Source organism: Acinetobacter chengduensis (assembly GCF_003664645.1).
GTDB lineage: Bacteria > Pseudomonadota > Gammaproteobacteria > Pseudomonadales > Moraxellaceae > Acinetobacter > Acinetobacter chengduensis.
On sequence record NZ_RCHC01000007.1, the window covers coordinates 36,718 to 49,852 of the forward strand.

10 protein-coding genes are annotated in these 13,135 nt (G+C 40.1%); 1 reads left to right on the forward strand and 9 read right to left on the reverse strand.

Going from position 1 to position 13,135, the window contains the following annotated elements:
* Positions 1-52: 52 nt before the first annotated feature.
* The 9 genes from D9K81_RS07810 to D9K81_RS07850 all read right to left on the reverse strand — a co-directional run bounded on the left by D9K81_RS07810 (position 53) and on the right by D9K81_RS07850 (position 10,673).
* Positions 53-1,513: a coniferyl aldehyde dehydrogenase gene (locus D9K81_RS07810; protein ID WP_120375524.1), complete on the reverse strand. Its 1,461-nt coding sequence runs from the start codon at positions 1,511-1,513 to the stop codon at positions 53-55.
* A gap of 95 nt (positions 1,514-1,608) precedes the next feature.
* A complete protein-coding gene (locus D9K81_RS07815; protein WP_120375525.1) occupies positions 1,609-3,222 on the reverse strand; it encodes a GMC family oxidoreductase in 1,614 nt (537 codons plus the stop codon).
* 127 nt (positions 3,223-3,349) lie between these two features.
* Positions 3,350-4,021: a class I SAM-dependent methyltransferase gene (locus tag D9K81_RS07820; protein ID WP_120375526.1), complete on the reverse strand. Its 672-nt coding sequence runs from the start codon at positions 4,019-4,021 to the stop codon at positions 3,350-3,352.
* A 38-nt stretch (positions 4,022-4,059) separates the two neighbouring features.
* Positions 4,060-4,839: a Rossmann-like and DUF2520 domain-containing protein gene (locus D9K81_RS07825; RefSeq protein WP_120375564.1), complete on the reverse strand. Its 780-nt coding sequence runs from the start codon at positions 4,837-4,839 to the stop codon at positions 4,060-4,062.
* A gap of 126 nt (positions 4,840-4,965) precedes the next feature.
* Positions 4,966-6,009 (reverse strand): DUF1311 domain-containing protein, encoded by a 1,044-nt coding sequence (locus D9K81_RS07830; RefSeq protein WP_120375565.1) that lies wholly within the window; start codon positions 6,007-6,009, stop codon positions 4,966-4,968.
* Positions 6,010-6,119: 110 nt separating this feature from the next.
* On the reverse strand, positions 6,120-7,577 hold the full coding sequence (locus D9K81_RS07835; protein WP_120375527.1) for an OmpA family protein: 1,458 nt from the start codon (positions 7,575-7,577) through the stop codon (positions 6,120-6,122).
* 187 nt (positions 7,578-7,764) lie between these two features.
* Positions 7,765-9,000: a dihydroorotase gene (locus D9K81_RS07840; protein ID WP_120375528.1), complete on the reverse strand. Its 1,236-nt coding sequence runs from the start codon at positions 8,998-9,000 to the stop codon at positions 7,765-7,767.
* 10 nt (positions 9,001-9,010) lie between these two features.
* Positions 9,011-10,027, reverse strand: a complete 1,017-nt coding sequence (locus D9K81_RS07845; protein ID WP_120375529.1) for an aspartate carbamoyltransferase catalytic subunit — start codon at positions 10,025-10,027, stop codon at positions 9,011-9,013.
* A 286-nt stretch (positions 10,028-10,313) separates the two neighbouring features.
* Positions 10,314-10,673, reverse strand: coding sequence for a hypothetical protein (locus tag D9K81_RS07850; protein ID WP_227601939.1), 360 nt, complete (start codon positions 10,671-10,673; stop codon positions 10,314-10,316).
* Positions 10,674-10,923: 250 nt separating this feature from the next.
* Between D9K81_RS07850 and rlmKL the strand changes: the two genes are divergently transcribed.
* Positions 10,924-13,128: a bifunctional 23S rRNA (guanine(2069)-N(7))-methyltransferase RlmK/23S rRNA (guanine(2445)-N(2))-methyltransferase RlmL gene (gene rlmKL, locus D9K81_RS07855; protein WP_120375531.1), complete on the forward strand. Its 2,205-nt coding sequence runs from the start codon at positions 10,924-10,926 to the stop codon at positions 13,126-13,128.
* Positions 13,129-13,135: the final 7 nt, after the last annotated feature.

Consider the following 13,135-nt stretch of genomic DNA (forward strand, 5'->3'; position numbering starts at 1 on the left):
AAGTTAAAAAAGCGCTCAATTGAGCGCTTTTTTATTTGTTATATCTAAACTGTTAACGAATAAATAAACGATAAATCAATTGCTGCACCCACGTTCCATACGGCGGATAAATCAGCTTCATTAAACTAAACTTAGGCCGTACAAAAACAGATTTGGCATGACTAAAGGTTTTAAACCCTTCATGACCATGATAATGCCCCATGCCTGATGCTCCAATTCCCCCAAATGGCATGTCTTCCATGCCCGCAGTCATCAGCGTTTCATTCAGGCATACGCCACCACTATGTGTGGCATGCAAAACTTTTTGCTGTTCTACTTTGTTATAGCCAAAGTAATACAGCGCCAGTGGTCGCTCATGTGCATTAATATAAGCAATTGCTTCATCAATATGGCTATAGGTTTTGAGTGGCAAAATCGGCCCAAAGATTTCATTTTGCATAAGTAGCATATCATCACTCACATTGGTGACGATCGAATGCGCCATACGACGTTCATCATTCAGTATGTCGTCATTCAAAATATGCGCGCCTTTCATTTTTGCATCGCTTAAATAATGCTTGAGACGGTCAAATTGGCGATCATTCACAATGGCCGTGTAATCCGTATTTTGCTGAATGCTATTTGGATAAAATCCTCTTAAGGCTTCAAAATAAGCCTGTATAAATGCTTCTTGTTGGCTTTCATGTACAAATGCATAATCAGGTGCCACACAAGTTTGACCGGCATTCATGGTTTTACCAAAAGCCAAACGTCGTGCGCTTTCTTTTAAATCTGCATCAACCGCTACAATCACAGGTGATTTCCCACCCAGCTCTAACGTAACTGGAGTCAAATGATCTGCAGCCGCATGTAGTACATGAGGTGCTATTGCAGTTGCTCCAGTAAATAACAAGTGATCAAACGGCAATTGAGTAAACTGCTGTGCCACTTTCGCATCACCTGTAATGACATTGATATGACTTTGTGGATACTTTTCAGCAATGAGCTTTTGAAATAATGCCGAAAACTCCGGCGTGTATTCACTCATTTTAAGCATGACATGATTACCCGCAGCCAATGCTTGTGCCAAAGGCCCTAAAGCCAAAAACAGTGGATAATTCCAAGGAACGACAATTCCCACTACGCCCACAGGCTGATACATCACATAACCCGAAGCAGGCTGAAATAAAATTCCAATATCGCGCTTACTTGGTTTCATCCATTGCTTCAGATGTTTCAAACTATGCTTAATGCCATTCAAGCTGGTCATAATTTCAAATAAACGCGTTTCATCAACACTTCGGTTTGAAAAATCACGACTGATCGCCTGCGCGATGTCATCCTGATGATCCACTAACATCTGTTGTAATGTAAGTAAGTTTTGTTTGCGCTGTTCATAACTTGGATAGCGTTGCTGTGCGAAAGCCTGCTGTTGCTGTCTAAAAATATCCTGTAGCGGGTCATGATCTAATCGTGCATGTGCTGGTCTATCTATTACTTCAGCACGTCGATCTAAAGTTTCTGCTAGTGTCATGACAAGTATCCTTTTCTTGTTGTTTTAACTGTGCTTTTTAACATTATCAGTGTCCGATAAAACCAAATGTGGTATCAGCACCACAATATATCTATTTAAGCCACTTGTTGACGCTCATTTGCTTGTCGAAGTAAGTCAACCGCTTTTTCCGCAATCATAATTACGGGTGCATTGGTGTTACCATTGACCACAGAAGGCATAATTGACGCATCAATGACACGTAAATTTTTGATGCCATGTACCCTTAATTCTGGGTCAACTACGGCCATTTCATCAATTCCCATCTTACAACTACCGACTGGGTGATAAACCGTATCCACTCGATTGCGTAAAATTTCACGAATATCATCATCTGTTTTAACATTTGCAGTAAATAAATCTTCTTTGTACATGTCTGCGAGTGCTGGATCTTGCATCAATTGCTGAGTTAATTTAAAGCCCTTCACTAAATCCTCTAAATCTCGATCATCACCTAAGAAATTCGGATCAATCAGTAATGGGTCTGAGATTTTATTGCCACTGAGTTTGACACTGCCTCGACTACGCGGATTAAGTAAACATACATGGCACGATACGCCATGACTGGCATGAAACTTACGCGCATGGTCATCCACCAAAGCGACCACAAAGTGTAACTGTAAATTAGGAATATCTAACTGCGGATCACTTTTTAAGAAGCCACCACATTCTGCAAAATTCGAGCTAATCATTCCCCTTCGTTCTTTACGATAACGCTGAATTTGCTTAAACATCGACATTGAACCAGGTATAGAAATACCAAAGGTATTTTGCGTGTCTTTAACACTATATCCAAAAATAAAATCGGGGTGATCATGAAAGTTTTTGCCCACACCCGGTAAATGATGCTTTAACTCAATACCATGCTGTTGTAACTCTGTTTGGTCGCCAACCCCTGAAAGCATTAAAATCTGTGGCGACTGCATTGCCCCTGCACTGAGTAATACTTCTTTACGTGCTTTAATGGTTTTGACTTGGCCTGCGTGCTCAAGCTGTACGCCCACTGCCGTTTTATGCTCAATGATAATTTTTTGTGTCAGCGCTTTGGTCCATACCGTCAAATTAGCGCGTTGCAAATGTGGAAATAAATAAGCACGTGCCGCACTACAGCGCTCACCATTCATGTGAGTCACTTGATATACGCCTAAGCCTTCCTGCTCCGCCCCATTAAAATCATCTAAAATACGATGGCCCTGACTTTTAGCGGCAGCGATATAACGGGCATGAATTGGGTTATCTGTGCGTAAATCAATGACTGACAAGGGGCCCGAATTGCCATGATATTCATTTCGAATGCGTTCATTATTTTCGGAACAAATAAAATAAGGCAGAACTTCTTCGTATGACCATCCTGTATTGCCTTGAGCTGCCCATGCAGCATAATCGGCCCGATGCCCACGAATATAGATCATGGCATTAATGGCAGACGAACCACCCAAACATTTGCCACGAGGCTGATAGCCTTTGCGACCATTGAGTCCTTTTTGCGCTACTGTTTCAAAAGCCCAGTTATTAATTTTTGTGGGCAAGCTCATCACACATGCTGCAGGTACATTGACTGTCCAACTATCGCCTTGTCCACCTGCTTCTAGCAGACACACAGAAATATTAGGGTCTTCACTTAAACGACTGGCTAATACACAGCCCGCACTACCACCGCCGATAATAATGTAATCGAATTCCTGATGCATTTTATTTTCCTTTGGACTTTTTATTTTTGTTTCTGATTATTTAATAGCACACATTACTTAAACACTGCATCTATGTTTTTAATTAAATCTCTTTTTTTTATATCAACCATCAAAAGTAAAAATCTGTTTAATGCTGTGCAATAAAACCTTGATAGCATAAAACCTGAGCGAATGAGTGAACCTGTGAGAATCCTGCATCACTCAATAGAGCAAAAGTTTCTTTCGTGCTTAACGTATAAAAATCGTCCTTTAATCGAGTCAGCATCGCCTCAACTTGCTTATCTAATAGCCCATTCATCAAACACATTTGCTTTAAAGTTTCGGCTTCTTGCTCGAAATTAAATTGAGTTAAATCGAACGTTAAAAAGATACCATTCGGCTTCATACTTAAACGTGCAGTATGCATAAACTCAAGCTTCTGTTCAAAGTGAACAAAGTGCGCGACCAAAATTGACAAGACTGCGTCAAACTGCGGGATGTGTTCAAATTCTGTATGGCTGCCCAAAATAAAATTGACCCGATCATCCTTATTCCAAGTCGCCACATAATCTTTAGCCTTTTCCAGCATAGGCTGCGAAAGTTCTGTTACGGTAAATCTACATTGCGGAAAGTTCTGTAATAAATAGCCCAATTCATAACCCGTCCCAGCGCCAATAATCAATACATGCGCATCTTTGGGCAAATGTACCTTTAATATTGCCAAAATCTGCTGATGGACCAATTCATAACCCGGAATTAATTGGCGGATATGCTGATCATAACCATCTACGACCTGCTGATTGCAAAAATCCTTTGCCACAATGCATTTCCTTTCAAATATGTGAGTAGATAAAATACTCAACTCGAATGATGACGTTTTAGAATCTGCTCACTCATTAATGCATACACTGCTTTTAAATCATCATGGCCTGCCTGCTCTAGCATTTTGCTGTGCATGGCAATAATGTTTTGATCACCACGCATTGCAGGACCTGTTTGCATAATTTTGGGGTCAGACTGAGTCGCTTTTTGCGCTGTCTCTAAAATTAATGGATACAGTAGACTAAAATCAACTTGTTTGGCATCAACAACTTGTTTGGCCATATCATAGCAGTAATTGGTGAAATTACAGGCATATACCGCCGCCAAATGTAAGCTTAGGCGCTGTGTAGAGTCATATTGATAAACTCGTGTACTTAATTGCTGTGCCAAAGCCATTAACGTCGCTAAATCGACTTGATGCACAGCTTCAACAAATAAAGGGGTACTTGACCACTCTATTTCACGCGCCATGCTAAAAGTCTGTAAGGGATAAAATACACCTGCGCGCGTATGAACTGCGGTTAATTGCTGGATATCTGTACTGCCTGACGTGTGAACAATGAGCGTATTGGAAAAATACGGATGCAAAGCTTTAATCACCGTGCCAATCGCGCTATCACTTACTGCGATAATAATTAAATCGACCGTTGGATCTAATTGTGACATTTCTGTAAAAGCTTGAGCACCGACCGCTTGTGCCAGTTGCTGTGCACGTTCAATACTACGGCTGAAAATATTAATGATCTGATGATCGTGTCGCAATACATGCGCAAAGTGATGTGCTACTCGGCCGGCCCCAATAAAACTAATTCGCATTTTTCGCTTCTCATCCATCTTGTAGGGCTAAGCATGCCAAGAAAAAAGGGATGCTTCAATTCATCCCTTTTGATTTATGCAAATTTTAAAAGTAAAGTGATGCTTATTTAGAGCCCAATACTCTGCTTAATTGAATAAATTACTTAAATACACCGTACGCTCTTTGGTTTTTTGCACAAAACACTGACTATATTGAATCGCTTGATTTTGTTTTTCCATATCATTATTCCAATAATCACGCTGGCGTTGATAAGTTTCAATTTCGCTATCTTTTAAATCATATACTCGTTTTTGCGAAATCACTTTGCAGTCTACATCACGTTTTTCAAACCAATCTGATTGATCTTGTTGCTGTACTGTTTTTTGCTCTGGGCTAAAGCGATCCCATGTACTGTTCAATCGCTCTACCACTGCTTTTTGTTCTGCATCGACTTCTTTTTGACGAATATCCAGCGCTTTCTGTGCCAATGCCATTTGTGCTGCATTCTCTTTATTGTATTCTTCTACGTTTTGCTGGTTCGCTTCAATATTGGCTTTATTGCGTTTTTGGTAAGCCTCATAATTTACTGCCAATTCTGAAACTTTAGCAGACAATCCAATTAAGCTCGGACTTTCTACCGACAAGCTAATTTCATCATTGTCTGAGCGTTCCAAACTATATTTAAAGTCTGAGCCACTAATTTTATCGTCTTGAAGTTTTAAAGAACTCCACTCATTTTTAATGGAATCTTGCAACGTATAAGTACTCTGCGACTCAGAATCTTCGCCATCACATTCCTCACACGGCTCTTCTAAATAAGCATTTTCTGCACGTTTTTGCAGCCCTTTAGGCAAAGTCGCCACCAATAAGCTAGTACATTCCAATTGTTTTGCTTGCTCAGGCTGTTCTGTATGCGTGGCAATATGGCTCATCTCAAATTTAATATTTTTGCGGATTTTTTCTAATAAAACCTGATCAGACTCATAACCAGATTGGCGTAGCCGTTGATCTAATTGAGATAAATAATCTTCTTTTAAGTGATTTTGGATTTGTTCTATATTTGCTGGCGCACTACAGCTCCAATCTTGCAGTTTTGCTTTTTCAGCTGTAGTGGTATCTTTTTTGCGAAAATCACATGCGGTAAGCAACAAACTGCTACACACCACACCTGTTATAAATACAGATTTCATTATTTTGAACCAAGCATTGTTATTATTCGCGGCCAATTTAAGCAAATTTTCAAAAAAAAACAAGATTGCTCTCGTAACATAAAGAACAATCTTATCGTCCTAGACCTATACTATTTTACTTCAGTCACACCTTGCTGATTCACTTCACGTACTTTACCTGTATCGGTATTGAGTACTTCAAACTCAATACGGCGGTTTTGAAATTGACCTTCTGGTGTAGAGTTATCTGCTTTGGGTTGCTCTTGACCAAAGCCTTCAGCCTTCAACTGTGCTGGGTCTACACCCTTGCCCACTAAATAATTTTTAATCGCTTCAGCACGCTTCAAAGACAATGCTTTATTCACCTCAGCATTTCCCACTGAGTCAGTAAATCCTTTAATAGTTAGGTGTACTTGTGAGGCACGTTGTAAAAGTGCTGCAGCCTGATCCAAAATCGATTGGTTGGCTTTTGGAATTTCGCTTGAACCTGATGCAAAATTAATAATTTGCATATTCAATGCGGTGGCTACGTCTAAAGCACGAATTCGATCTGGGTTAATACTTGCCAGTGCTTTTTGCGCATTGTTAATGCTGTTATCTACCGTACTATTGATATCTACAGCCTGCTGTCCAACCACTTTCATATTAGGCACAAGTCCTTTTACTTGTGATATTAAACGACTCGCATCTGCACTATTCGTAGCTTGTATAGACAATTGATCCCCCATCCACGTTAAAGATGCATTAGGCACACCTTTTAACAGTTTTAATACCGATGGAATCGATTCTTGATCAATAAACTGCGTATGATAAGCTGCATCATTTTCAGCTCCACAGCCCGTAGGATGGGTAAAAATCTGCTTCACCTCATTTTGTAAGATATTTAAATATGAAGTGTTATTAACATAAACCTGACAGCTAGAGAGCTCACCTTTTGCATTGGTGCTCAATTGGAACTTCGCAGGTTGATTACTGGTACTTTGTACAGGAGCAACTGTCTCTGCCTGTTTGCGCTCAGAGCAAGACTTAAACCAAAAACCTGCCAGCAAAGCTAAAATAACTAAGGCAATTAATGCGATCCAAGAACCTGATTTTTGTTCTTCCACAGGCTCCTCTACATACCTCACTTCTGCCTGATGTACAGTTTCGCCCATCGCAGTATTAATGCCTAAAGCCGCTAATAGACCACCAGCCCAATGAGGTAAGGCACTTTTTACACTACCAAAATGAGTTTCGATCAAATGTACAATTGCAGCTGGGTCGGTTGAACCTGCTTCAGATTGTAAAAAACCCATCGTCGGCATAATAGATTTATTTAAAGTATGTTCAATTTCTGGCACGGGTGCATCGCCTGCGACCGTGGCGATAAACTTTTCTTTCAAAGCACTATTAGACTGAAAGATGTCAATTAAGCGTGGGTTCAGTTGATCTGCCAAACTGCTAATTAAACTCGGCTTGGCTTTTAAAATGCTGAGTAAAATAGGGTAAAACTGGTTCAGTGCATTATTTTTTTCAAATAAATGCTCACTTTCGCCATCTAATACAATGGCTGAAACTTGTTGTTTTAACAGCTCTAATAAATCAGTCATACGTATATTCCTTGTTTAGCCTTTTTCTTTTTTCATTTCTTTTCTTTCTAATCTTTTAAAAGTGTAAGCCTGAATATTTTAATGATTGTGAATAATTGTATTTGTTTGATAAATGGTATTTAAGGCACAAAAAAAGTCAGCCGAAGCTGACTTTTAAATGAGATTGAATATTCAATCTCACACAAGCTTAAGCCTTAAAGGTTGCTAGTGCTTTGCCTTTCACTGTTAGGCCAATGAGTGGCGTATTTTTACCATTCGACACGATGCTATCTTTAGTAATGGTCCACTCAAGCTCAGGATCGACCAATACCCAACCCACTTCTTGTTCCCAGCGAGTTTGCATTTGAGCGACTGTAGCAGGTTGTACAGTCACTTTTTTCACCCATTCGAGTGGCTCAAGCAAACCGTCATTGACCAGTTGCACCCCAAATGGAATAAAGGTATCAAATGCAGTAAAACCAGGTTGAGTTTCAGCAAATGGTGCCATTTTTGCAGAACTGCTCAGCGGTTCGTGATGCGTACAAATCGCATCAATCACGCCATCTTTAATGCCTTGGCGTAACAATACTTTATCTTGCTCAGCACGAAGTGGTGGACGTACATGTGCCAATGAATTAAAGCCATCAATAAGTTGATCCGTTAAATGCAGTTGGTGCATTGCCACATCACATGTCACGGGTAAGCCTTTTGCTTTGGCATTTTTAATCAGCTCAACTGAAGCACCGCAAGATAACAAGCCAAAGTGAGCACGTACACCTGTTGCTTCAATCATCAAAAGATATTTTGCAATTGCGACTGTTTCTGCTAAAGCTGGAATCATCGGTAGGCCTTGACGCGAAGCAATAAAACCTTCATGCACACAGCCATCTTTTGCAATTTGGTGTTCTTCTGCATAGAACACCACCGTCATGTTTACACCAGCAGCATATTCTAAAGTGCGAATCACCACATCATCATTGGCAAATGGCGCATTAGCATTTGAAACCGCAGTACAGCCACCTTTTTTCAAGCCAGCCATATTTGCAGGTTGCTGGCCATTTAAGCCTTGGGTTTGTGCACCAATCACTTGCAAATAAATGCCACCATCTAACATCGCTTTTTCAACCAAGCCATGAATGAGTGCGCCATTGTCTTGCACGATTGGCTTAGAATCTGGTGGGGTAAATACATGCAAAATACCATTGGCAACGGCCGCTTTACCTTCAGATTTAAGCGTACCGTGCTGTTGCTGGCCAGGTTCACGTAAACGTGCACATAAGTCAACCATGGTCGGCATTAACCACTTGCCTTGGCCATTTATCGTTTCAGCAACATTGTCTGTTGCACCAACCAATTGACCATCTTCAATATAAACCGTTTGTACGCTGTCAGTATTTTGAATCGGGTCTAAGACACGTACATTTTCAATTTTTACAATAGTCATGACTTCTACCTTATCCCGCAACTGCTTCTAACAAACCTTTTTCTTCTAGTTGACCTTGCATTGCTAAAGCCAAAACTGCCATACGTACAGCGATACCATTCGTCACCTGATTTAAAATCACAGACTGTGGACCATCAGCAATACTTGAATCAATTTCAACACCACGGTTCATTGGCCCTGGATGCATCACGATGCAATCTGGTTTCGCCATCGCAAGACGTTCTTTGTTCAAGCCATACATTTTGTAAAATTCAGCTTGAGACGATAGCGCAGGCGAATCAATACGTTCATTTTGAATACGTAAAGTAATAATCACATCGCAATCTTTAATGCCATCTTCCATATTGTTAAATAGACGAATACCTTCGCCATATTCTTCAAAACCATAAGGAAGAAGTGTATTTGGCGCAATCACGCGAATATCTTTACAACCTAGAGTTTGCAGTGCCGCTACATCTGAACGTGCAACACGCGAATGCTTAATATCACCAATAATGGCAATGCTAATATCTTCAAAATTTTTTTTAGTTTCACGGCGAATGGTCAGCATATCCAACATGGCTTGGGTTGGATGCGCATGTCGACCATCGCCTGCATTAATAATAGCAATGTTTGGGCAAACATCTTTTGCAATAAAGTGGGCAGCACCCGAAGAAGAATGACGAACCACGAAAATATCCGTCGCCATCGCTTCTAAATTCCACAGTGTATCACGCAGTGTTTCACCTTTAGATGTACTCGAACGAGCAATATCAATGTTTAATACGTTTGCAGATAAACGCTTTGCAGCAGCTTCAAATGTAGTACGAGTACGCGTTGAATTTTCAAAAAACAGGTTCATTACCGTACGGCCTTCGAGAAGATTATTGGTAATAAGCTGATTTTGGTCATTAAAAAAGGACTGCGCAGTGTCCAATATTTTTGTGAGAGTTTCTTTAGAAAGACCGTCGATGGTGAGGAAATGTTTTAAGTGACCATCTTGGTTGAGTTGAATCTGGCTCGGTGTATGCAATGCCGCCAAGTGCATGAGAGATTCCTTATCGTTAAGTTAACGCATTATACAGAGAATATTAAAAATTGGCAGTTGAAGTTTTCAGCAATCGCACAAAAACGTAGCCGAAATAAAAAATCAATTTTCATATTCCTATGTATAAATTCAATTAGATAATTTAAACAATTTCATTATAATTGGTCCCTTATTCTATTATTTTATGTCCATATCACTGCAAAGCCCTAACCACGAGCAGTAAGAGCTAGGCGTATTGAAATGCATTTATATTGCTCACAAATACATCCAATATAAACAGCTATGACTAGCGCAATGCACCAATATAATGGTGCGAAACCTGTGCTTTATAAATTTCGTCCTCAGTGGCCTCATAGTATGGATCCTCTTGAATTTCTTCAGGAGATGCTTTCTCTGCGATTGGTAATTGAGCTTTTGATGCCTCTTCTACATCTAATTCCATCATCAATTGTAAACGTAAACTTAAACGATCAAGTTCGGCATCATGTGCTTGTAAAGCCAACTTAATCACGTGATATGCATATTGTTTATTCTCGACCATATACATCACATCAATGACACGAACACCCATACGGCGCATACGTGCATATAAAAGTGTTGCGACTGAAAATATTTCTGAACTACTGGCTGGTTCGAAGTGTTGCATCATATTCCCCTTTAAATAAATGATCTCAAAAGCGCAAAATTCTAAATATGCGGACACACTCAGGCGCTAGCAGTGGTTAAGCAAAACACATACCAATCACATAAATTCTCACCTGATTAAGACCAATATCTAATTTGAATGATTGTGTTAAAAGTTGAATATTTCTTAATGATCGTGTGCAGATGAAGCGCCCAAATAGTCGAAAATACGTTAAAATAGTCGATTGCTTTTTTTGCTTTTGGAAATTTACATGAATTCGAAACCGCGTCTTTCTACATATTGGGTCACCTGTGCAGATGGACTTGAAACCTTACTCCGCGAGGAAATTGAAGGTTTAGGTGTTCAAAATATTGAACAATTCCCGGGTCGTTTAGTTTTCAAAGGCACACTTGAAGATGCGTACCGTATTTGTATGTGGTCACGTCTTGCATCACGCGTATTAACACCCATTCATACGCATGAACTTGAGTTTACTCACGACGCTCGCGATGTTGCTGAAGAGCTCTATGAAGGTGCAATTAACTTTGATTGGTCGCTTATTTTTGCACCACAAAGTACATTTGCAGTGCGTTTGCACATTGAACGCGATATTAAAGTAAACAGCCAATTTGCAACTCTACGTGTGAAAGATGGCGTAGTTGACTCATTCATGGAAGCGGTTGGTAAACGCCCAAGCATTGATATTAAGCAACCTGAAATTACGCTTTACGTACTTGCAGGCAAAAAAGAACACACTTACTGCTTAGACTTATCAGGTGACTCATTACATAAGCGCGGTTATCGTCGCTATATGACAGATGCGCCGATTAAAGAAAATTTAGCTGCGGCTATTTTGCAAAAAGCAAAATTAAAAGAACGTAATCCTGAAATTATCTTAGATCCAATGTGTGGTTCTGGTACGTTTATCATTGAATCACTGATGATTTTAACCGATCGTGCGCCTGGTCTAGTGCGTCGTTTTGGTTTTAATGGCTGGAATGGTCATGACAATGAACTTTGGATGAGTATTAAAGCAGAAGCTGCCGAACGTCATGCCAATGCCCTCGCACAACCATTACCTCAGTTTTATGCTTATGATGCAGACTGGGAAGCCGTAAAAGCCACTAAACAAAACATTATTGCTGCTGGTTTTGAATCTGTACTTCATCAAATCAAAATTGAAGAACGTACTTTGGCTGACTGGCCAGACTTCCAAGCTGTTGGTAAACGTGCTGTTGTGGTTACAAACCCGCCATACGGCGAACGTTTAGGTGACAAAGCATCTAACCGCGCATTGTATTTGGGCCTTTCTGCACTCTTGCAAAAGAATTTCCCAAATCAATATGCTGCAGTCATTGCTGCTGCTGTTGAACAGGCCGATGTTCTGGCTTTTGATGAGCCACAAATTTTGCGTTTAATGAATGGTAAATTACCCATTTATATCCGCTTTGGTGTAATTAAACCGACTGCAGTTGCACAGCCTTTCTTGGCGACTTGGCAACCGCAACAGTTTGAAGCCATTGAAGGTGCGCAAGATTTTACCAATCGTTTGCAAAAGAACATGCAAAACCTGAAAAAATGGGCCGTGAAAGAAAATGTCTTCTGCTTACGTCTTTATGACGCGGACTTACCAGACTTTAACGTCGCTGTCGATTTATACGGTGATCGTCTGCATGTACAAGAATATGCTCCACCTAAAACAATTGATCCTGAAAAAGCAAAAAAACGCTTTAATTTAGCATTGGCATCTATTCGTGCTGTTACAGGCTTACCACGCGACGCAATCTTTATTAAGACCCGCGCACGCCAAGAAGGTAAAACACAATATGCTAAACAAAGCACTGCATCTAAGCGTTTTATTGTTCAAGAAGGCAAAGCTAAAATTTTAGTCAACCTGACTGACTATTTAGATACAGGTTTGTTCCTTGACCACCGTCAAATGCGTTTACGTATTGCAGCAGAAGCACGTGGTAAACATTTCTTAAACTTATATAGCTACACATCTACGGCGAGCTTACATGCTGCTTTAGGTGGCGCTGCTAGTACTACAAGTGTCGATCTTTCAAACACCTATTTGAATTGGTCTAAAGAAAACTTCGTGCTGAATGGTTTAACTGTAGATCATGCAGATGAACAACATCAGTTCTTTGCCAGCGATTGCTTTGAGTGGTTAAAAGAAGGTCATGAACAATATGACTTAATCTTTATTGACCCACCAACCTTCTCTAACTCAAAAAAATTCTACGGTACGTTTGATGTGCAACGTGACCACATTTCATTGATTAAACGTGCTATGAACCGTTTAACCACTGAAGGTACGCTGTATTTCTCAAATAACTACCGTGGTTTTGAGATGGACGAAGAAATCGAAGCGATGTTTGACGTAAAAGAAATCAGTAACGAAACTATCGGTCTTGACTTCAAACGTAATACCAAAATTCACCGCGCATGGAAAATCACGCATCCGCCAGTTTAAGATGCTA

Coding starts and splice junctions, on each gene's coding strand:
- D9K81_RS07835 (WP_120375527.1), bottom strand. CDS start 7,577: ATGACTGATTTATTAGAGCTGTTAAAACAACAAGTTTCAGCCATTGTA.
- D9K81_RS07830 (WP_120375565.1), bottom strand. CDS start 6,009: ATGAAATCTGTATTTATAACAGGTGTGGTGTGTAGCAGTTTGTTGCTT.
- D9K81_RS07845 (WP_120375529.1), bottom strand. CDS start 10,027: ATGCACTTGGCGGCATTGCATACACCGAGCCAGATTCAACTCAACCAA.
- D9K81_RS07825 (WP_120375564.1), bottom strand. CDS start 4,839: ATGCGAATTAGTTTTATTGGGGCCGGCCGAGTAGCACATCACTTTGCG.
- D9K81_RS07810 (WP_120375524.1), bottom strand. CDS start 1,513: ATGACACTAGCAGAAACTTTAGATCGACGTGCTGAAGTAATAGATAGA.
- D9K81_RS07850 (WP_227601939.1), bottom strand. CDS start 10,673: ATGCAACACTTCGAACCAGCCAGTAGTTCAGAAATATTTTCAGTCGCA.
- D9K81_RS07840 (WP_120375528.1), bottom strand. CDS start 9,000: ATGACTATTGTAAAAATTGAAAATGTACGTGTCTTAGACCCGATTCAA.
- rlmKL (WP_120375531.1), top strand. CDS start 10,924: ATGAATTCGAAACCGCGTCTTTCTACATATTGGGTCACCTGTGCAGAT.
- D9K81_RS07815 (WP_120375525.1), bottom strand. CDS start 3,222: ATGCATCAGGAATTCGATTACATTATTATCGGCGGTGGTAGTGCGGGC.